Origin of the sequence: Pseudomonas gorinensis (assembly GCF_042015035.1) — a bacterium.
Taxonomy (GTDB): Bacteria; Pseudomonadota; Gammaproteobacteria; order Pseudomonadales; family Pseudomonadaceae; genus Aquipseudomonas; species Aquipseudomonas gorinensis.
The window spans coordinates 721,514-740,556 of sequence record NZ_CP167125.1 but is presented as its reverse complement, the minus strand read 5'-3'; the positions used below and the strand labels follow the sequence as shown (position 1 = coordinate 740,556).

At 60.5% G+C, this 19,043-nt stretch carries 18 protein-coding genes; 10 read left to right on the top strand and 8 right to left on the bottom strand.

Features of this window, described 5'->3' with window-relative positions:
• Positions 1-68: 68 nt before the first annotated feature.
• Together typA and thiI are read right to left on the bottom strand one after the other, a co-directional pair.
• Positions 69-1,889, bottom strand: coding sequence for a translational GTPase TypA (gene typA / locus AB7933_RS03340; protein ID WP_024072901.1), 1,821 nt, complete (start codon positions 1,887-1,889; stop codon positions 69-71).
• Between the two features lie 139 nt (positions 1,890-2,028).
• Positions 2,029-3,483, bottom strand: a complete 1,455-nt coding sequence (thiI, locus tag AB7933_RS03335; RefSeq protein ID WP_024072900.1) for a tRNA uracil 4-sulfurtransferase ThiI — start codon at positions 3,481-3,483, stop codon at positions 2,029-2,031.
• 333 nt (positions 3,484-3,816) lie between these two features.
• On the opposite strand from thiI, the gene glnA reads away from it, so the two are divergent.
• The 5 genes from glnA to ntrC all read left to right on the top strand — a co-directional run bounded on the left by glnA (position 3,817) and on the right by ntrC (position 9,220).
• Positions 3,817-5,223 (top strand): glutamate--ammonia ligase, encoded by a 1,407-nt coding sequence (gene glnA, locus AB7933_RS03330; protein WP_024072899.1) that lies wholly within the window; start codon positions 3,817-3,819, stop codon positions 5,221-5,223.
• A 119-nt stretch (positions 5,224-5,342) separates the two neighbouring features.
• Positions 5,343-5,882, top strand: a complete 540-nt coding sequence (locus AB7933_RS03325) for a chorismate mutase (RefSeq protein WP_024072898.1) — start codon at positions 5,343-5,345, stop codon at positions 5,880-5,882.
• Positions 5,883-5,980: 98 nt separating this feature from the next.
• The gene (locus AB7933_RS03320; protein WP_024072897.1) at positions 5,981-6,406 is read left to right on the top strand and encodes a cupin domain-containing protein; all 426 of its coding nucleotides are present in this window, start codon (positions 5,981-5,983) and stop codon (positions 6,404-6,406) included.
• A 295-nt stretch (positions 6,407-6,701) separates the two neighbouring features.
• The gene (glnL, locus tag AB7933_RS03315) at positions 6,702-7,787 is read left to right on the top strand and encodes a nitrogen regulation protein NR(II) (protein ID WP_024072896.1); all 1,086 of its coding nucleotides are present in this window, start codon (positions 6,702-6,704) and stop codon (positions 7,785-7,787) included.
• Complete coding sequence (ntrC, locus tag AB7933_RS03310; RefSeq protein ID WP_024072895.1) at positions 7,784-9,220, top strand: nitrogen regulation protein NR(I); 1,437 nt, start codon at positions 7,784-7,786, stop codon at positions 9,218-9,220. The genes glnL and ntrC overlap by 4 nt, the downstream gene beginning before the upstream one ends.
• 461 nt (positions 9,221-9,681) lie before the next feature.
• Here ntrC and AB7933_RS03305 read toward each other — a convergent pair whose 3' ends face one another.
• The gene (locus tag AB7933_RS03305) at positions 9,682-10,122 is read right to left on the bottom strand and encodes a hypothetical protein (protein ID WP_024072894.1); all 441 of its coding nucleotides are present in this window, start codon (positions 10,120-10,122) and stop codon (positions 9,682-9,684) included.
• Between AB7933_RS03305 and AB7933_RS03300 the strand changes: the two genes are divergently transcribed.
• The gene (locus AB7933_RS03300; protein ID WP_010563141.1) at positions 10,121-10,576 is read left to right on the top strand and encodes a tRNA (cytidine(34)-2'-O)-methyltransferase; all 456 of its coding nucleotides are present in this window, start codon (positions 10,121-10,123) and stop codon (positions 10,574-10,576) included. The two genes, AB7933_RS03305 and AB7933_RS03300, sit on opposite strands and share 2 nt — an antisense overlap.
• Before the next feature lie 124 nt (positions 10,577-10,700).
• On the opposite strand, the gene secB is transcribed toward AB7933_RS03300, so the two are convergent.
• Genes secB through AB7933_RS03285 form a run of 3 tightly spaced genes read right to left on the bottom strand, consistent with a single transcriptional unit; the run spans position 10,701 to position 11,892 of the window.
• Positions 10,701-11,180: a protein-export chaperone SecB gene (gene secB, locus AB7933_RS03295; RefSeq protein WP_024072893.1), complete on the bottom strand. Its 480-nt coding sequence runs from the start codon at positions 11,178-11,180 to the stop codon at positions 10,701-10,703.
• Between the two features lie 42 nt (positions 11,181-11,222).
• On the bottom strand, positions 11,223-11,477 hold the full coding sequence (gene grxC / locus AB7933_RS03290) for a glutaredoxin 3 (protein WP_024072892.1): 255 nt from the start codon (positions 11,475-11,477) through the stop codon (positions 11,223-11,225).
• A gap of 1 nt (position 11,478) precedes the next feature.
• Entirely contained in the window at positions 11,479-11,892 is a 414-nt protein-coding gene (locus AB7933_RS03285; RefSeq protein ID WP_041160819.1) for a rhodanese-like domain-containing protein, read from the bottom strand.
• Positions 11,893-12,043: 151 nt separating this feature from the next.
• Between AB7933_RS03285 and gpmI the strand changes: the two genes are divergently transcribed.
• From gpmI to AB7933_RS03265, 4 genes are all read left to right on the top strand, one after another.
• Positions 12,044-13,570, top strand: coding sequence for a 2,3-bisphosphoglycerate-independent phosphoglycerate mutase (gene gpmI / locus AB7933_RS03280; protein WP_024072890.1), 1,527 nt, complete (start codon positions 12,044-12,046; stop codon positions 13,568-13,570).
• A gap of 258 nt (positions 13,571-13,828) precedes the next feature.
• Entirely contained in the window at positions 13,829-15,124 is a 1,296-nt protein-coding gene (locus tag AB7933_RS03275) for a murein hydrolase activator EnvC family protein (RefSeq protein WP_024072889.1), read from the top strand.
• A gap of 30 nt (positions 15,125-15,154) precedes the next feature.
• Positions 15,155-16,471: a S41 family peptidase gene (locus AB7933_RS03270; protein ID WP_024072888.1), complete on the top strand. Its 1,317-nt coding sequence runs from the start codon at positions 15,155-15,157 to the stop codon at positions 16,469-16,471.
• Position 16,472: 1 nt separating this feature from the next.
• Entirely contained in the window at positions 16,473-17,246 is a 774-nt protein-coding gene (locus tag AB7933_RS03265) for a divergent polysaccharide deacetylase family protein (protein WP_024072887.1), read from the top strand.
• Between the two features lie 203 nt (positions 17,247-17,449).
• Here the strand turns inward: AB7933_RS03265 and AB7933_RS03260 are convergent, their stop codons facing one another.
• Both AB7933_RS03260 and hisF read right to left on the bottom strand, forming a co-directional pair.
• Positions 17,450-18,205: a substrate-binding periplasmic protein gene (locus AB7933_RS03260; RefSeq protein ID WP_041160818.1), complete on the bottom strand. Its 756-nt coding sequence runs from the start codon at positions 18,203-18,205 to the stop codon at positions 17,450-17,452.
• 66 nt (positions 18,206-18,271) lie between these two features.
• A complete protein-coding gene (gene hisF, locus AB7933_RS03255) occupies positions 18,272-19,042 on the bottom strand; it encodes an imidazole glycerol phosphate synthase subunit HisF (protein WP_003171107.1) in 771 nt (256 codons plus the stop codon).
• Position 19,043: the final 1 nt, after the last annotated feature.

The following is a 19,043-nucleotide window of genomic DNA, read 5'->3' as shown; positions in this document are numbered from 1 at the left end:
ACCTGCAGACATAAAAAAACGCCCCCGGCCTTTCGACCGGGGGCGTTTTTCATTCAGCCTGAGTTAACTCAGTTCTTGGCTTTCTTGGCAGCGCGGGTACGCTCGCCTTCGTCCAGGATCTTCTTACGCAGGCGGATCGACTTAGGCGTGACTTCGCACAGCTCGTCGTCCTGGATGAATTCCAGGGCCTGTTCCAGGGTGAAGCGAACAGGTGGAACCAGGGCGATGGTTTCGTCTTTACCCGAAGCACGCATGTTGTCGAGCTTCTTGCCTTTGGTTGGGTTGACGCCCATGTCGTTGTCACGGCTGTTCAGGCCAACGATCTGACCGTTGTAGATCTCTTGACCGTGTTCAACGAACAGCTTGCCACGCGCCTGGAGGGTTTCCAGGGAGTAGGTCAGCGCCTTGCCGGTTTCTACCGATACCAGAACACCGTTCTGACGGCCGGACATGTCGCCGGACTTCATGGTGTCGTAGCGATCGAAGATCGAGGTCAGGATGCCAGCACCGTTGGTCAGGGTCAGGAACTGGTTACGGAAACCGATCAGACCACGAGCAGGGATGTTGTATTCCAGACGCACACGGCCTTTGCCATCCGGCACCATGTTGGTCAGGTCGCCCTTACGCAGGCCCATCTCTTCCATGACCTTGCCCTGGGATTCTTCAGGGGTGTCGATGGTGACGTTTTCGAACGGTTCCTGCTTCACGCCGTCAACAGTACGGATGATCACTTCAGGACGACCAACGCCCATTTCGAAGCCTTCGCGACGCATGGTTTCGATCAGTACCGAGAGGTGCAGCTCACCACGGCCGGAAACCTTGAACTTGTCAGCCGAGTCGCCTTCTTCAACGCGCAGTGCAACGTTGTACAGCAGCTCTTTGTCCAGACGTTCCTTGATGTTACGGGAAGTCACGAACTTGCCTTCTTTACCGCAGAAAGGCGAGTCGTTTACCTGGAAGGTCATGGAAACGGTTGGCTCGTCAACGGTCAGAGGCTTCATCGCCTCGACAGTGTCCGGCTGGCACAGGGTGTCGGAGATGAACAGCGAGTCCATGCCGCTGACGCACACGATGTCGCCGGCGAAGGCTTCTTCAACGTCGATACGGTGCAGGCCGTGGTGGCCCATCAGCTTCAGGATACGGCCGTTACGCTTCTTGCCGTCGGCGCCGATAGCCACAACCGGGGTGTTCGGCTTGACGCTACCACGGGCGATACGGCCAACGCCGATAACACCCAGGAAGCTGTTGTAGTCCAGTGCCGAGATTTGCATCTGGAACGGACCGTCACGGTCAACCTTCGGTGGTGGAACGTGGTCAACGATCGCCTGGTACAGCGGGGTCATGTCTTCCGCCATGGCGGTGTGTTCCAGACCGGCAATACCGTTCAGGGCCGATGCGTAGATCACTTGGAAATCAAGTTGCTCTTCGGTAGCGCCCAGGTTGTCGAACAGGTCGAAGATCTGGTCCAGAACCCAGTCCGGACGCGCGCCTGGACGGTCAACCTTGTTGATGCACACGATCGGACGCAGGCCGGCTTCGAAAGCCTTCTTGGTCACGAAACGGGTTTGCGGCATAGGACCGTCTTGAGCGTCAACCAGCAGCAGAACGGAGTCAACCATCGACATTACGCGTTCTACTTCGCCGCCGAAGTCGGCGTGGCCCGGGGTATCCACGATGTTGATGTGGTAGCCGTTCCAGTTGATAGCGGTGTTTTTAGCCAGGATGGTAATACCGCGCTCTTTTTCCTGGTCGTTGGAGTCCATCACGCGCTCGTCGTTGAGCTCGTTGCGCTCCAGGGTGCCGGATTGACGCAAGAGTTTGTCTACCAGGGTGGTTTTACCATGGTCAACGTGAGCAATGATGGCGATGTTACGTAGATTTTCGATCACTTGTGTATCTCGATCAGAGGATTCGGTGTGCTGACAGGTCGTGGCAGCGATTAACAGTAGAGTCAGGCCTTGCCGTTACAGCTTGACGGCAGAGTCGGGGGGCCGGTGACGCAGGCCACAGGCAAACAGCCCCGGGCTCTTAGCTCGGTCGATAAACGCGCACATTGGCATGCCCCTCACTGAGCAAATGGTGGGCATGCAGGCGACTCATCACGCCTTTGTCGCAATACAGCAGGTACTGACGGCTGTTATCCAGTTCCTTGAAACGCGCGTTCAATGCATAGAACGGCAGCGTTTGTACGTCGATGCCAGCGATTTCCAGCGGCTCATCCTCCGCGGCATCCGGGTGACGGATGTCGATGACGATCTGGCCGGCCAGGGCTTCGCTGACTTCTTCGATCTGCACATCCTGGCCCAGTTCATCGATGACTCGATCGATCGGGACCAGCTTGGCGTTCTCGAGCGCACGCTCCAGAATCGCCATGTCAAACTGTTGTTCTTCGTACTCCACGCGGTTGCGCTTGGCGTGGGTCTTGGGGTTCACCGAGATGACCCCGCAATATTCAGGCATATGCTTGGCGAAATCAGCGGTGCCGATTTTTTCCGCCAGGTCGATGATGTCCTGCTTGTGGCTGGCGATCAGCGGGCGCAACACCAGCTTTTCGGTCACACAATCGATCAGCGACAGGTTCGGCAGCGTCTGGCTGGAGACCTGGGAGATCGCTTCGCCGGTCACCAGCGCGTCGATCTGCAACTGATCGGCGATTCGGGACGCAGCGCGCAACATCATACGCTTCAATACTACGCCCATATGACTGTTATCGACTTTGCCGAGAATTTCCCCGAGCACTTCCTCGAACGGCACGCTCACAAATAGCACACGCTGGGAGCTGCCGTACTTCTTCCAGATGTAATGCGCGACTTCCATCACGCCCAATTCGTGTGCACGCCCGCCCAGGTTAAAGAAGCAGAAATGGCTCATCAGCCCGCGGCGCATGATCTGGTAGGCCGCCACCGTGGAATCGAAACCGCCAGACATGAGTACCAGGGTCTGTTCCAGGGCACCCAGCGGGTAGCCGCCGATGCTGTCGTGCTGGCTATGGATCACGAACAACCGTTGGTCGCGAATTTCCATGCGCACTTCAATTTGTGGCGCTTTCAAGGAAATTCCGGCTGCGCCGCACTCGCGACGCAGCTTGCTGCCGACGTATTTCTCGACGTCCATGGAGCTGAACGGGTGCTTGCCGGCACGCTTGCAGCGCACCGAAAAAATCTTCCCTTCCAGCTCATCACCGAAGTGCTGCTTGCACTTTTCGGTGATGTCGTCGAAGTCGCCCAGTGGATACTCGTCCACCTGCAGGAAATGCGCGATACCCGGCATGCAGCTCAGCCGTTCGGTCATGTCCTTCAAGGCTTTGGGGTCGGTCACGCGGGTTTCCAGTTCGAGGTTGTCCCACACGCCGTTCACCACCACAGCCGGGTCCAGATCGCGGAGCACGGCACGGATGTTCTTGGCCAACTGACGGATGAAACGCATCCGTACCGGTCGGCTCTTGATGGTGATCTCTGGGAAGACTTTAACGATTAATTTCATGGAAACAGCGCGCGCAGGGCCTGCCGAAAAAGGGGGGCGCGGATTATAGCGGAAATCGCTCAAGGTTTAACCAGTTAATATGCATTGAAGGTGATGCGCACCAAAACGGGTCATTTATGCAAATCGGCGCTACATTGCAGTGCGTTAATTATTCCATTTCGGCCGATTGCACCGTTATAGGGGCGATTTTGAGGCAGAAAGGCCATGTTGGCGCACTGGCATGCAATTTGCTCTCTTGTGAGGCAGGTTGCCATGGCGGAGTATCCGCGCCGGCATCACCCACATTCTAAGGGCTAACTCCACTACCCAGCCCGAAGCCACCCGGAGGACACCATGTCGAAGTCGGTTCAACTCATCAAAGATCATGACGTTAAATGGATTGATCTGCGCTTCACGGACACAAAAGGCACTCAGCACCACGTGACCATGCCGGCTCGCGACGCGCTGGATGACGCTTTCTTCGAAGAAGGCAAAATGTTCGACGGTTCCTCCATTGCCGGTTGGAAAGGCATCGAAGCTTCCGACATGATCCTGATGCCGGACGACAGCACTGCCGTGCTGGACCCGTTCACCGAAGACCCAACCCTGATCATCGTCTGCGACGTGATCGAGCCTTCGACCATGCAAGGCTACGACCGCGACCCACGTGCGATCGCCAAGCGTGCCGAGGAATACCTGAAGTCGACCGGTATCGGCGACACCGTATTCGTAGGCCCTGAGCCAGAATTCTTCATCTTTGATTCGGTCAAGTTCAAGTCCGACATCTCCGGCTCCATGTTCAAGATCTTCTCCGAACAAGGTTCGTGGATGTCCGACCAGGACGTGGAAGGCGGCAACAAAGGCCACCGTCCAGGCATCAAAGGTGGCTACTTCCCAGTTCCGCCATTCGACCACGACCACGAAATCCGTACCTCCATGTGCAACGCCATGGAAGAAATGGGCCTGGTCATCGAAGTGCACCACCACGAAGTGGCCACTGCCGGCCAGAACGAAATCGGTGTGAAATTCAACACCCTGGTGGCCAAGGCTGACGAAGTCCAGACCCTGAAGTACTGCGTACACAACGTGGCTGATGCCTACGGCCGTACCGCGACCTTCATGCCTAAGCCTCTGTACGGCGATAACGGCTCGGGTATGCACGTTCACCTGTCCATCGCTAAAGAAGGCAAGAACACCTTCGCTGGCGAAGGTTATGCCGGCCTGTCCGACACCGCCCTGTACTTCATCGGCGGTATCATCAAGCACGGTAAGGCCCTGAACGGCTTCACCAACCCGTCGACCAACTCCTACAAGCGTCTGGTTCCAGGCTTCGAAGCGCCGGTCATGCTGGCCTACTCGGCACGCAACCGTTCTGCCTCGATCCGTATTCCTTACGTGTCCAGCCCGCGCGCTCGCCGTATCGAAGCCCGCTTCCCGGATCCAGCAGCCAACCCATACCTGGCCTTCGCTGCCCTGGTCATGGCTGGCCTGGACGGTATCCAGAACAAGATCCACCCTGGCGACGCCGCCGACAAAAACTTGTACGACCTGCCGCCTGAAGAGGCCAAAGAGATCCCACAAGTGTGCGGCAGCCTGAAAGAAGCCCTGGAAGAGCTGGACAAGGGCCGTGCGTTCCTGACCAAAGGCGGCGTATTCAGCGACGACTTCATCGATGCCTACATCGAGCTGAAAAGCGAAGAAGAAATCAAAGTACGCACCTTCGTACACCCACTGGAATACGAGCTGTACTACAGCTGCTGATCCGGTAGCGCTGCTTGACGCAGCGTGATGAAAGAGGCCTCCTTCGGGAGGTCTTTTTTTGCCCGAATTTTATTAAACATGTGGGAGAGGGCTCGCCCCCTCCCACAAGGAGATCAGCCTTGAAACGTCGACTTGTATTTGCCCTGCTGTTCGTCACTACCAGTGCGAGCGCCGCGCCAGCCAGCCTTGAGCCATTGCTCAACAGCATCGCCGAACGCCTGGCCATCGCCGACCAGGTCGCCCTGAGCAAATGGGACAGCAAAAAGCCCGTAGAGGACAAGAAGCGCGAACAGGAGGTCATCGCCAGCGTCATCGCCCAGGCCCCCAACTACAAACTGGCGCCCGCCGCCGCCGAGCAATTTTTCTCAGCGCAGATAGAGGCGAACAAACTGGTGCAGTACACCCACCTGTCCGACTGGCAGTTCCAGGGCAAGGCACCCGATGACCCGCGCCCTGACCTGGTGAAGCAGATTCGCCCGCAGCTGGATCAATTGCAAAAACGCCTGCTGCAAGAACTGGCGGACTTCACCCCGCAACGCACCGACCAAAAGTGCCCGCAGTGGCTGGCCGAGGCGGTGCATGAGCCGTTGAACGAGCCGTTGCAGCAACTGGCGATGATTCGCGCCACTGCCGAGCTGTGTATCCACACAGGCGAATAACAGATGACACCCACATCATTTTAGGCCCCTTCCGGCATCCGTCCCCCGGACAGCGATCGTAGCCTGACCGGCCACTCAGCGAACGGATGAAACCGACCATGGAAGCCCTCAAATGCTTGATCGCAACAGCGGCGTGTTTGGCTGCGCTAGGCTGCAGCAGCCAGTCCAAAGACGCCGTACAGATCGAAAAGGAAACCCTGCTGCAGAGCAGCGCATCATGGGACGGAACACCTTACGAGGCTTACCCCTCCGGCCCGCCGGAACTTACGCTGTTGCGACTCAAGATCCCGGCGAATACGCAGTTGCCCTGGCACAGCCACCCCATGCCGAACGCAGCGTATATCCTCTCGGGCGAGTTGATCGTTGAAACCCGTAAAGGCGGGCGGGCTCTCACCCTGACTCAAGGGCAAACCCTGGCCGAGATGGTGGGCACAGTCCATCGCGGCAGAACCGGAAGCACCCCAGTGGAGCTGCTGGTGTTTTACGCCGGCACCATGGGCATGCCGCTGTCCCAGCCGCATTGATAAAGTCCTGCCACCGAGATCGCTCTCGACATCGGCCGAGAACGATCTCTCATCACTTCCTGAACAACCTTCATAAAACCGCACTATATTGGTGCGACAACTTGCACCCTACCCACCTGCCCAGCCCATTTTGGTTCGAAACTTCCCGTTGAAGCTGGCAGAACGCCACAGTTTCGAGCCTTAAATCCTTATTTCAGGGGTTTAACGCTTCTTTTCGGAGCCTTGGTTTGGTTTTTGCATTTTCCTTGTATCAGCGTGTGCCTCAAGCCCGCGCCTTGCTCCAAAAGAGGTCCTGATGACCATCAGCGATGCACTGCACCGTTTGTTACTCGACAACCTGACGACCGCGACCATCCTGCTCAACGACGACTTGCGTCTTGAGTACATGAACCCGGCGGCGGAGATGCTCCTGGCCATCAGCGGCCAGCGCAGCCATGGGCAGTTCATCAGCGAATTGTTCACCGAGTCGGCCGAAGCCTTGAGTTCATTGCGCCAGGCGGTGGAGCAGGCACACCCATTCACCAAGCGTGAGGCGATGCTCACGGCCCTGACCGGCCAAACCCTGACCGTCGACTACGCCGTGACCCCGATCCTGAGCAACGGCGCCACCCTGCTGCTGCTTGAAGTGCATCCCCGCGACCGCCTGCTGCGCATCACCAAAGAAGAAGCCCAGCTGTCCAAGCAGGAAACCAGCAAGATGCTGGTCCGCGGCCTGGCCCATGAGATCAAGAACCCGTTGGGCGGGATTCGCGGTGCCGCGCAGTTGCTGGCCCGCGAGCTGCCGGACGAGCACCTCAAGGACTACACCAACGTCATCATTGAAGAGGCCGACCGCCTGCGCAACCTGGTGGACCGCATGCTCGGCTCCAACAAACTGCCGTCGCTGGCGATGACCAACGTGCACGAGGTGCTCGAGCGCGTCTGCCAGCTGGTCGAAGCCGAAAGCCAGGGCTGCATCACCCTGGTGCGCGACTACGACCCGAGCATTCCCGACGTATTGATCGACCGCGAACAGATGATCCAGGCCGTGCTCAATATCGTGCGCAACGCCATGCAAGCCATCAGCAGCCAGAACGAGCTGCGCCTGGGCCGCATCAGCCTGCGCACCCGCGCCCTGCGCCAGTTCACCATCGGCCACGTGCGCCATCGCCTGGTAACCAAGGTCGAGATCATCGACAACGGCCCGGGCATTCCTGCGGAACTGCAGGAAACCATCTTCTTTCCAATGGTCAGCGGCCGCCCGGACGGTACCGGGCTGGGCCTGGCCATTACCCAGAACATCATCAGCCAGCACCAGGGTCTGATCGAATGTGAGAGCCATCCCGGCCACACCACGTTCTCGATCTTTCTGCCTCTGGAACAAGGAGCCCCATCGACATGAGCCGTAGTGAAACTGTGTGGATCGTCGATGACGACCGTTCTATCCGCTGGGTCCTCGAGAAAGCCTTGCAACAGGAAGGCATGACCACCCAGAGCTTCGACAGCGCTGACGGGGTGATGAGCCGCCTGGCGCGCCAGCAGCCCGACGTGATCATCTCCGACATCCGCATGCCCGGCGCCAGTGGCCTGGACCTGCTGGCGCGGATTCGCGAACAGCACCCGCGCCTGCCGGTAATCATCATGACGGCGCACTCGGACCTGGACAGCGCTGTCGCGTCCTACCAGGGCGGTGCGTTTGAATACCTGCCCAAGCCGTTCGACGTGGACGAGGCGGTGGCGCTGGTCAAGCGCGCCAACCAGCACGCCCAGGAACAACAGAACCAGGAAGCGCCGCCGGCGCTGACCCGCACCCCGGAAATCATCGGCGAAGCGCCGGCGATGCAGGAAGTGTTTCGCGCCATCGGGCGCTTGAGCCACTCCAACATCACCGTGCTGATCAATGGCGAGTCGGGTACCGGTAAAGAACTGGTGGCCCACGCCCTGCACCGTCACAGCCCAAGGTCGGCCTCGCCGTTTATCGCACTGAACATGGCGGCGATTCCGAAGGACTTGATGGAGTCCGAGCTGTTCGGCCATGAGAAAGGCGCGTTCACTGGCGCGGCCAACCTGCGTCGCGGCCGCTTTGAGCAAGCCGATGGCGGTACGCTGTTCCTCGATGAGATCGGCGATATGCCGGCCGATACCCAGACCCGCCTGCTGCGGGTACTGGCGGACGGCGAGTTCTATCGCGTGGGCGGGCATACGCCGGTCAAGGTCGATGTGCGCATCATCGCCGCGACTCACCAGAACCTGGAAACCCTGGTGCATGCGGGCAAGTTCCGCGAGGACTTGTTCCACCGCTTGAACGTGATCCGTATCCACATTCCCCGGATGTCGGACCGTCGCGAAGATATCCCGACCCTCGCTCGCCACTTCCTCAGCCGCGCCGCCCAGGAGCTGGCCGTAGAGCCCAAGCTGCTGAAAACCGAGACCGAGGAATACCTGAAGAACCTGCCGTGGCCAGGCAACGTGCGCCAGCTGGAGAACACCTGCCGCTGGATCACGGTGATGGCATCCGGGCGCGAGGTGCATATCAGCGACCTGCCGCCGGAGCTGTTGAGCCTGCCGCAGGACTCGGCCCCAGTGACAAACTGGGAACAAGCCCTGCGCCAATGGGCCGACCAGGCCCTGGCACGCGGCCAGTCAAACCTGCTGGACAGCGCCGTACCGGCGTTCGAGCGGATCATGATCGAAACGGCCCTCAAGCACACCGCTGGTCGCCGCCGCGATGCCGCCGTGCTGCTGGGCTGGGGCCGCAATACCCTGACTCGCAAGATCAAGGAACTGGGGATGAAGGTGGATGGTGGTGACGACGACGACGGCGATGAGGGCTGAGTCTCAGATCCACTGAAAATCCAATGTGGGAGGGGGCTTGCCCCCGATAGCGGTGGATCAGTCACATAGATGTCGACTGACACTCCGCCATCGGGGGCAAGCCCCCACCCACATTTGGACCTCCAAAGGCTTCAGAACCGTGCACCGCTTCAATGCACCATGAACCGGCATCGGGCATGGATCCGGCGCCTGAAACCGCAGAACCGCTGAAAAAAACCTGAACCCCGAAAACACCAAAGCCCCGTATTCCGGGGCTTTGCGCTTTCTGAAGATTTTTTTTGGCGCCACTTCGCGACTCTGGCACGCGCCCTGCAATAACCCTTGTACAACCCAGTTTCGGGGACCTTGGTACAGGCAGGCCGAGAATCCCCTCTTTACACCCGGGGTGCTTGATGCGAACCGCGTCGCGCTCCACACCGCTTTGGGGAACCTCGGTACAGGCAGGCCGGGGATTCCCTCTTTTATTGCTCTTGGAGATGGATCTCCAGCCGCCAGCGGCCTTCAGCCTTCTCCCCCGACCATTCCCCGCGCAACGGCCGAGCCGCCACCAGGTTCAGCAGCAGGCCAGCATCGGTCTTGCGTATGCGCCAGTTCACATCCTTGCCATTGACCTTGAGTTGCCCGCCGGCCGCCTTGCCCTGCGCGTCGAACAACAGCGCCACGGCGCCATCTACCTGCTCGCCGTGCAGCTTGGGCTCGCGGTTAAACCACACCAGCACGCCGTCCGCCGCCGGCTCGACCTGCAGCAACTCGACCGGGTCGGGGGTGGTCAGGCGACCGATCATCAGGCCCACCATCAGGCCGACAATCGCCAACGAGCCCAAAACCCTCGGCAATAGCTTCGGCCTGGGATCCTCTTCGAGGGTAGAATGCAGCGCATCTTTGCCTTCGGAGCCGTGCATGTTTCACGTCATCCTTTTTCAACCAGAAATTCCGCCGAATACCGGCAACGTTATCAGGCTGTGCGCCAACAGTGGCTGCCACCTGCATTTGATCGAGCCCCTGGGCTTTGACATGGACGACAAGCGCCTGCGCCGCGCCGGGCTGGATTACCACGAGTACGCCACCTTGCAGCGCCACGCCGACCTGGCCAGCTGCCTGGAAAGCCTGGGCCACCCACGGCTGTTTGCGTTTACCACCAAGGGCTCGCGGCCGTTCCATGATGCCAGTTTTGCCGAAGGCGACGCCTTCCTGTTCGGCCCGGAAAGCCGTGGCCTGCCGGCCGAGGTACTCGATGCCCTGCCTGACGGGCATCGCCTGCGCTTGCCGATGCGCGAAGGTTGCCGCAGCCTGAACCTGTCGAACACCGTGGCCGTTGCTGTCTACGAAGGCTGGCGCCAACTCGGTTTCAAGTAACACACAGCAAATGTGGGAGGGGGCTTGCCCCCGATAGCGGTGGATCAGTCACATAGATGTCGACTGACACTCCGCCATCGGGGGCAAGCCCCCTCCCACATTGGGTTCTGCGTCGGGTTCGAGATTACTGAACCGTCGACGCGCCTTCCTGTTGCATGCGCTGCAGCTCTTGAGCGTACAGGGCATCGAAGTTCACCGGAGCCAGCATCAGCGCAGGGAACGAACCACGGGTAACCAGGCTGTCCAGGGTCTCGCGGGCATACGGGAACAGGATGTTCGGGCAGAACGCACCCAGGGTGTGGCTCATGGACGCCTCGTCCAGGCCCTGGATCAGGAAGATACCGGCCTGTTGCACTTCAGCGATGAAGGCCACTTCTTCGCCATTCTTGACGGTGACCGACAAGGTCAGCACGACTTCGTGGAAGTCGCCTTCCAGTGCCTTTTGACGGGTGTTCAGGTCCAGGGCAACGCTTGGGGTCCATTCCTGGCGGAAGATAGCCGGGCTTTTCGGCGCTTCGAACGACAGGTCACGCACGTAGATGCGCTGCAGCGAGAACTGTGGGCCTTGGGCTTCTGCTGCTTCGGTATTCTGTTGGTCAGTCATCGCAGATCCTTCTTGATCTTGGGGTCTTTTAGGGGTTGGGAGTCAGACGTGCAGCAGCGCATCGAGTTTACCGGAGCGCTCCAGGGCGAACAGGTCATCGCATCCACCGACGTGCCGGGTGCCGATCCAGATCTGCGGAACGGACGTGCGCCCCGCCTTCTGGGCCATTTCGGCACGCACCTGGGGCTTGCCGTCGACCTTGATCTCTTCGAAGGCAACACCCTTTTTCTCCAGCAAAGCCTTGGCTCGCATGCAGTAAGGGCACCAATCGCTGGAATAGACGACAACCTGGCTCATATCACTTCACCAGCGGCAGGTTATCGGCGCGCCAGCTGCTGATACCACCAGACAGCTTGGCCGCAGTGAAACCGGTCTTGAGCATTTCGCGGGCGTGGGTGCCGGCGTGCTGGCCTTGGGCGTCGACCAGGATGATGGTCTTGGCCTTGTGTTTTTCCAGCTCGGCCAGGCGCGCAATCAGCTTGTCCTGCGGAATGTTCAGGGCGCCGACGATATGGCCGGTGGCAAAATCCTTGGCCGGGCGGATATCCACGACAATCGCCTCATCCTTGTTGACCAGCGCGGTCAGCTCCGACGTGCTCAGGCTGCGGCCACCGCGGCTCATCTCGTGAGCGATCAGCAGCGCCAGCAGGATGACGAAGGCACCCGCGAGCAGATAGTGGGCAGTGGCAAATGCAATCAGGTGATCAACCATCAAGGAGGTTCCAGGGCGTTAAAATGGCGGTAAGTATACACAGCCGCCAGGGGGGGCCAACCCCCGTAAAGCGGTGACGTGGTCGGAACTTCGCTTTAAACTGCCACTCCCTTTTCAATCCCCTTCACTAATTACCGCCGCGAGAGGATCTATGACTACTACGCCTAAACCTTTGGTCCTGATAATTCTCGATGGCTTCGGACACAGTGAAAGCCACCACGACAACGCCGTGTACTCGGCGCGCAAGCCGGTCCTGGACCGCCTGACCGCCACCGTCCCCAACGGCCTGATCTCCGGTTCCGGCATGGACGTGGGCCTGCCGGACGGCCAAATGGGCAACTCGGAAGTCGGCCACATGAACCTGGGCGCCGGACGAGTGGTCTATCAGGACTTCACGCGCGTGACCAAAGCGATCCGCGATGGCGAGTTCTTCGAGAACCCGACTATCTGCGCGGCCGTGGATAAAGCCGTCGCCGCCGGCAAAGCGGTGCACTTCATGGGCCTGCTGTCCGACGGTGGCGTACATAGCCATCAGGACCACCTGGTGGCCATGGCCGAACTGGCCTTCAAGCGGGGCGCCGACAAGATCTACCTGCACGCCTTCCTCGACGGCCGCGACACCCCGCCGAAGAGCGCGCAGTCGTCCATTGAGCTGCTGGACGCCACCTTCGCCGCCCTGGGCAAAGGCCGCATCGCCAGCCTGGTCGGCCGCTACTTCGCCATGGACCGCGACAACCGTTGGGACCGCGTGGCCCAGGCCTACAACCTGATCGTCGACGGCCAGGCCGAATTCAACGCCGCCACCGCCCAGGAAGGCCTTGAAGCCGCCTACGCCCGTGGCGAGAGCGATGAGTTCGTCAAAGCCACCACCATCGGCGAGCCGGTGAAAGTCGAAGACGGCGACGCCGTGGTCTTCATGAACTTCCGCGCCGACCGCGCCCGCGAGCTGAGCCGTGTGTTTGTCGAAGACGGTTTCAAGGAGTTCGAGCGTGCGCGCCAGCCAAAAGTCCAATATGTCGGCCTGACCCAATACGCCGCCAGCATCCCCGCCCCCGCAGCCTTTGCCGCAGGCAGCCTGGACAACGTGCTGGGCGACTACCTGGCGAAAAACGGCAAGACCCAGCTGCGCATCGCCGAAACCGAGAAGTATGCCCACGTGACCTTCTTCTTCTCCGGCGGTCGCGAAGAACCGTTCCCCGGCGAAGAGCGCATCCTGATCCCGTCGCCTAAAGTCGCCACCTACGACCTGCAACCGGAAATGAGCGCACCGCAAGTCACCGACAAGATCGTCGACGCCATCGACCACCAGCGGTATGACGTGATCGTGGTCAACTACGCCAACGGTGACATGGTCGGCCACAGCGGCAACCTGGAAGCCGCGATCAAGGCCGTGGAATGCCTGGACCAGTGCGTCGGCCGCATCGTCGATGCGCTGGAAAAGGTCGGCGGCGAAGCGCTGATCACCGCCGACCACGGTAACTGCGAGCAGATGTCCGACGAATCCACCGGGCAGGCCCACACGGCCCATACCACCGAGCCGGTGCCGTTCATCTACGTCGGCAAGCGCGACTTCAAAGTGCGTAACGGCGGCGTGCTGGCGGATGTGGCACCGACAATGTTGATGCTGATGGGGTTGGAGAAGCCGAAAGAGATGACCGGCACTTCGATTCTGGTCTGATTCTCAGAATCACCGAAAAATAGTGTGGGAGGGGGCTTGCCCCCGATTACGGTAGATCAGCTGACACCTATGTGGCTGATACACCGCTATCGGGGGCAAGCCCCTTCCCACATTGGATCTTCCGCGTTTGGTAGATGTCTTTTTGCCATACCAGCGCCACTCGGCACCTATCTTGCCCGGAAGCCTGAATTGGGCGTTTTTTTTGCAGCGCTTGGCGGGCATACTAGGCCGTCCCTTTCCGTGGTGTCGCCCGCCTCTATGCTTCGCGCCTTGATTACCCTCGCTCTTGTCTGCCTGCTCCAACCGGCGTTTGCCGATGAGCGCGCGCAAACCCAACAACAGTTGGACGCTACGCGTCAGGACATTACCGAGCTGAAAAAACTGCTCGGCAAGCTCCAGGAAGAAAAATCCGGGGTGCAGAAAGACCTGCGCGGCACGGAAACCGAGATGGGCAAGCTGGAGAAACAGGTCCAGGAGCTGCAAAAAGAATTAAAGAAGAGCGAGTCGGAACTGGAGCGACTCGACGCTGAGAAAAAAAAACTCCAGAGCGCACGCGTTGAACAGCAACGCCTGATCGCGATCCAGGCCCGCGCCGCCTACCAGAGCGGCCGCCAGGAGTACCTCAAGCTGCTGCTCAACCAGCAGAACCCGGAAAAGTTCGCGCGCACCCTCACCTACTACGACTACGTGAGCCAGGCACGCCTGGCGCAATTGAAGGGTTTCAACGAGACCCTGCGCCAACTGGCCAATGTCGAACAGGAAATCGCCGACCAACAGTCGCAGTTGCTCGACCAGAAAAGCGCCCTCGACGTCCAGCGCGACCAGTTGGATAAGGTCCGCAAGGAACGCCAGCTGGCCCTGGCCAAGCTCAACGAAGACGTAAAGGCCCGCGACGCCAAGCTGCAAGCTCGCGAGCAGGACCAGGCCGACCTGGCCAAGGTACTCAAGACCATCGAAGAAACCCTGGCCCGCCAGGCACGTGAGGCCGAGGAAGCGCGCCAGAAAGCGCTGATCGCCCAGCAGGAAGCCGAAAAAAAGCGCCAGCGTGAGGCCGAACTGGCAGCTACGACGGACGCTCCGGCCCCCCGCAAGCCCGCGCACGCAGCACCTGGCCCGCTGGTTTCCAGCGCCGGCGAATCCTTCGGCGGCCCTTTTGCTTCCGCGCGCGGCAAACTTCCATGGCCGGTTGATGGTCGACTACTGGCACGCTTTGGGGAAACCCGTGGCGACGACACCCGCGCCAAGTGGGACGGGGTGATGATCAGCGCCGCTGCTGGCAGTCAGGTCCATGCCGTACACGGTGGCCGCGTGGTGTTTGCCGATTGGCTGCGGGGCGCCGGTTTGTTGGTGATTCTCGACCACGGTAATGGCTATTTGAGCCTTTATGGCCACAATCAGACTTTACTCAAGTCGGCAGGTGATGTTGTAAAAGCCGGTGAATCCATCTCCACTGTCGGTAACAGTGGCGGCCAGGACACCCCGGCGCTGTACTTCGCTATTCGTCAGCAGGGTCGCCCGAGCGATCCCGCACAATGGTGCCGCTCCCAAGGATAGGGGCGCATCTACACTAGGAGTTCGTTCGACATGCTGCATTTGTCCCGCCTCACTTCGCTGGCCCTGACGATCGCCCTGGTGATCGGCGCGCCTCTGGCTTTTGCCGACCAGGCCGCACCGGCTGCACCTGCCGCCACGGCCGCGACCACCAAGGCGCCGTTGCCGCTGGACGAGCTGCGCACCTTTGCCGAGGTCATGGACCGGATCAAGGCCGCCTATGTCGAACCCGTAGACGACAAGACCCTGCTGGAGAATGCCATCAAGGGCATGCTCAGCAACCTCGACCCACACTCCGCCTACCTCGGCCCGGAAGATTTCGCCGAGCTGCAGGAAAGCACCAGCGGTGAATTCGGCGGCCTGGGCATCGAAGTCGGCGCCGAGGACGGCCAGATCAAGGTCGTCTCCCCGATTGACGACACCCCAGCGTCCAAGGCCGGTATCCAGGCCGGCGACTTGATCGTCAAGATCAACGGCCAGCCGACCCGCGGCCAGACCATGACCGAAGCCGTCGACAAGATGCGCGGCAAAATCGGCCAGAAAATCACCCTGACCCTGGTGCGCGACGGCGGTGCCCCGTTCGACGTGACCCTGGCCCGCGCGACCATCACGGTCAAGAGCGTGAAGAGCCAGTTGCTGGAGTCAGGCTACGGCTACATCCGTATTACCCAGTTCCAGGTCAAGACCGGCGACGAAGTGGCCAAGGCCCTGGCCAAACTGCGCAAGGACAACGGCAAGAAGCTCAACGGCATCGTGCTCGACCTGCGCAACAACCCAGGCGGCGTGCTGCAGGCGGCGGTGGAAGTGGTCGACCACTTCATCACCAAGGGCCTGATCGTCTACACCAAGGGCCGCATCGCCAATTCCGAGTTGCGCTTCTCGGCTACCGGCAACGACCTCAGCGAAAACGTACCGCTGGCCGTGCTGATCAACGGCGGCAGCGCCTCGGCCTCGGAAATCGTTGCCGGTGCCCTGCAGGACCAGAAGCGCGGCGTGCTGATGGGCACGACCAGCTTCGGCAAAGGCTCGGTGCAAACCGTGCTGCCGCTGAACAACGAGCGTGCGCTGAAGATCACCACTGCGCTGTACTACACGCCAAACGGTCGCTCGATCCAGGCCCAGGGCATCGTGCCGGACATCGAAGTGCGCAAGGCCAAGATCACCAACGAGGTCGACAGCGAGTACTACAAGGAAGCGGACCTGCAAGGCCACCTGGGCAATGGCAACGGCGGCGCCGACCAGCCAACCGGCAGCGGCTCCAAAGCCAAGCCGATGCCGCAGGACGATGACTACCAATTGGCCCAGGCGCTGAGCCTGCTCAAGGGCCTGAGCATTACGCGCAGCCGTTGATATGCGCTTTGCCCTGATCATCGCTGCGCTATGCAGCCTGGCAGGGGTCGCTCACGCGACTCCCGCCAGCGAGCCGCACAAAGCCTACCTGACCCTCATCATCGACGACCTCGGGCAAAACCTGGCCCGGGATCGTCGCGTGCTGGCCCTGCCTGGGCCGGTGACCACCGCAATCATGCCCGACACGCCCCACGCCGCCGAATTCGCCCGCGAAGCGCACAAGGCCGGCAAGATCGTGATCCTGCACATGCCCATGGACCCGGCCACCGGTCCGTTCGCCTGGCACCCCGACCTGCCTATCGAAGAGCTCGGCAAGCGCCTGGACGCCGCGTTCCAGGCCGTGCCCTACACCGCCGGTATCAACAACCACATGGGCAGTCGAATGACCGCACAGCCCGCGGCGATGGCCTGGTTGATGGCCGACCTGCAACGACGCAACAAATTCTTTGTCGACAGCCGCACCAGCGCGCAGACCGTCGCCGCCGCCGAGGCACAGAAAATTGGCCTGGCCCATGTCTCGCGGGATGTCTTCCTCGACGACGAGCGCACCGAAGCCGCAATCACCACGCAACTGCAAACCGCGATCAAGCTGGCGCATAAACAGGGTTCGGCAGTGATGATCGGTCATCCGTACCCGCAGACCCTGGCGGTACTGGAACGCGAGCTGCCCAAGCTCAAGGCCCAGGGCGTCGACTGGATCGATATCAAGTTGATGATCAGTGTGCGCGGTAACCAGGCCATGGGTGGTCACGGTAAGAACGGCATCTATCGCTAAGGATCTGATACCTCTGTGGCGATTCGAAAAAGCGTACATCGCCTTCTGTAGGAGCGAGCTTGCTCGCGAAAAACGTCAACGATAACGTGGGCTCCCTGAATGAACGCGGCGCCTGTGAGTTTTTCGCGAGCAAGCTCGCTCCTACAAAAAAAGCCTTAATTGAACGGCAGTAGGGCTTGCTACAAAAAAGAGTCGACGGAAGGCTAGAGGTACTTCGCCATGATCTGGTCGACCACACCCTCCTTGCGCAGTTGGTCCAACGCCGCCTGCAGCTTCGCCACGGTCTCATCCGGCACATCCTTGTTCAGCGCGAGATAGAGTTGGGCGCTGTTGAAGCGCAGCACCGTCTTGAGCCCGGTCACCCCCGCCTGGCGTGCCAGGTAACGCCCGGCGGGATCGCCAGTCGCCCAAAGGTCGATCTGGCCGTCCATGAGCTTTTGCGCATTGTCCTGGTCGCGCAGCACCACCAGCGGGGTCAAGCCCTGCTTCTCCAGCGTCTGGGCAATCGCATCACCTTTATAGGCGCCGATCTTGTAGCGGCGCGCCTGCTCAAGGTCGGCAAGCTGGATCTTACTGTCGGCCTTGGCCAGCAGCACCCAGTCGTCCGGGCCAATGGGGCCGACCCATTTGAACAACGCTTCGCGATCCGGCAGGCGCGCCATGACAAATACGCCGTAGCCGGGTTTCTCCAGGGCGAGCTTGTAGATTCGCTCCCACGGGAAACGCAGGGTGAGGTTGTAGGAAATGCCGGCGCGCTTGAAGGTTTCTCGCACGATGTCCACGGCGATGCCTTCGATGTTCTCTTCCTTGGCGAAGTTCTTGCCGTTTTTCGCCATGTTGTAGGGCGGGAAATTTTCCGTCAGCAGCACCAGGGAGGTATCAGACGGTTCTTCGGCGTGAGCTGCACTCACCATAAAAATGGAGGTGCTGGCGAGGGCAAGCAGCAGGGTCTTGAACATGAAGGCTACCGGAATCCATGGCAAGCGCAGAGAGTGCCGCGCGCCCGCCATGGTGTCCAGCAGCGTTTAGCGAACGACGATACCGCGCGCCGCCATGTAGGCCTTGGCCTCGGGGACGGTGTATTCGCCAAAGTGGAAAATACTCGCCGCCAGCACCGCGCTGGCGTGGCCTTCGATCACGCCATCGGCCAGGTGTTGCAGGTTACCGACGCCGCCGGAGGCGATCACCGGGATACCCAGCGCATCACTGATCGCGCGGGTCACGCCCAGGTCGAAGCCGTTTTTCATGCCGTCCTGGTCCATGCTGGTCAGCAGGATTTCGCCGGCGCCCAGGCCTTCCATCTTCATCGCCCACTCCACTGCGTCCAGCCCGGTTGGCTTGCGCCCGCCGTGGGTGAAGATCTCCCAGCGCGGGGTTTCGCCGGGGCCGGAGACTTTCTTGGCGTCGATGGCCACCACGATGCATTGCGAGCCAAAGTGCTGCGCGGCTTCGCCGACGAACTCCGGGTTGAACACGGCCGCGGTGTTGATCGAGACCTTGTCCGCGCCGGCATTGAGCAGGTTGCGGATGTCTTGCACGGTGCGTACGCCACCGCCCACGGTCAGCGGGATAAACACCTGGCTGGCCATGCGTTCGACGGTGTGCAACGTGGTGTCGCGGCCGTCGACGCTGGCGGTGATGTCGAGAAAGGTAATCTCGTCGGCACCTTGCTCATCGTAGCGGCGAGCGATTTCCACCGGATCGCCGGCGTCACGAATGTTCTCGAACTTGACGCCCTTGACCACGCGACCGTTGTCGACGTCCAGGCAAGGGATGATGCGTTTGGCCAGCGCCATG

Coding starts and splice junctions, on each gene's coding strand:
- thiI (WP_024072900.1), bottom strand. CDS start 3,483: ATGAAATTAATCGTTAAAGTCTTCCCAGAGATCACCATCAAGAGCCGA.
- glnA (WP_024072899.1), top strand. CDS start 3,817: ATGTCGAAGTCGGTTCAACTCATCAAAGATCATGACGTTAAATGGATT.
- AB7933_RS03320 (WP_024072897.1), top strand. CDS start 5,981: ATGGAAGCCCTCAAATGCTTGATCGCAACAGCGGCGTGTTTGGCTGCG.
- glnL (WP_024072896.1), top strand. CDS start 6,702: ATGACCATCAGCGATGCACTGCACCGTTTGTTACTCGACAACCTGACG.
- ntrC (WP_024072895.1), top strand. CDS start 7,784: ATGAGCCGTAGTGAAACTGTGTGGATCGTCGATGACGACCGTTCTATC.
- AB7933_RS03300 (WP_010563141.1), top strand. CDS start 10,121: ATGTTTCACGTCATCCTTTTTCAACCAGAAATTCCGCCGAATACCGGC.
- AB7933_RS03305 (WP_024072894.1), bottom strand. CDS start 10,122: ATGCACGGCTCCGAAGGCAAAGATGCGCTGCATTCTACCCTCGAAGAG.
- secB (WP_024072893.1), bottom strand. CDS start 11,180: ATGACTGACCAACAGAATACCGAAGCAGCAGAAGCCCAAGGCCCACAG.
- grxC (WP_024072892.1), bottom strand. CDS start 11,477: ATGAGCCAGGTTGTCGTCTATTCCAGCGATTGGTGCCCTTACTGCATG.
- AB7933_RS03285 (WP_041160819.1), bottom strand. CDS start 11,892: ATGGTTGATCACCTGATTGCATTTGCCACTGCCCACTATCTGCTCGCG.
- gpmI (WP_024072890.1), top strand. CDS start 12,044: ATGACTACTACGCCTAAACCTTTGGTCCTGATAATTCTCGATGGCTTC.
- AB7933_RS03275 (WP_024072889.1), top strand. CDS start 13,829: ATGCTTCGCGCCTTGATTACCCTCGCTCTTGTCTGCCTGCTCCAACCG.
- AB7933_RS03270 (WP_024072888.1), top strand. CDS start 15,155: ATGCTGCATTTGTCCCGCCTCACTTCGCTGGCCCTGACGATCGCCCTG.
- AB7933_RS03265 (WP_024072887.1), top strand. CDS start 16,473: ATGCGCTTTGCCCTGATCATCGCTGCGCTATGCAGCCTGGCAGGGGTC.
- AB7933_RS03260 (WP_041160818.1), bottom strand. CDS start 18,205: ATGTTCAAGACCCTGCTGCTTGCCCTCGCCAGCACCTCCATTTTTATG.
- hisF (WP_003171107.1), bottom strand. CDS start 19,042: ATGGCGCTGGCCAAACGCATCATCCCTTGCCTGGACGTCGACAACGGT.